Consider the following 364-nt stretch of genomic DNA (forward strand, 5'->3'; position numbering starts at 1 on the left):
CTGGGAAACCAAAGTTTTCAGACGACCTCTTTTCAATCTCAAACCTGCCTTCTTAATCGGATCAGGAAATGAATAAAACACCGTCAAAACAAACCGTAGCGCGGGTTCTACCCGCGAAACAGATGCAAGGTTAACTGTCCGATTCAGACTGACGGATAACAAACTTCGTGGGCAAAGCCCACGCTACGAGGTTCGGCTTATCTCAGACGTGTTTTGATTAATCAAGGTCGTCTGAAAACTGGGAAACCAAAGTTTTCAGACGACCTCTTTCAATCTTAAATCCCACTTCTTAATCAGAGCAGGAAATAGATAAGATACCGTCGAAGTAAATTGTAGCGCGGGTTCTACCCGCGAAACAGATGCA

The organism is Neisseria sp. HMSC064E01, from assembly GCF_001808875.1.
GTDB classification, from domain to species: domain Bacteria; phylum Pseudomonadota; class Gammaproteobacteria; order Burkholderiales; family Neisseriaceae; genus Neisseria; species Neisseria sicca_A.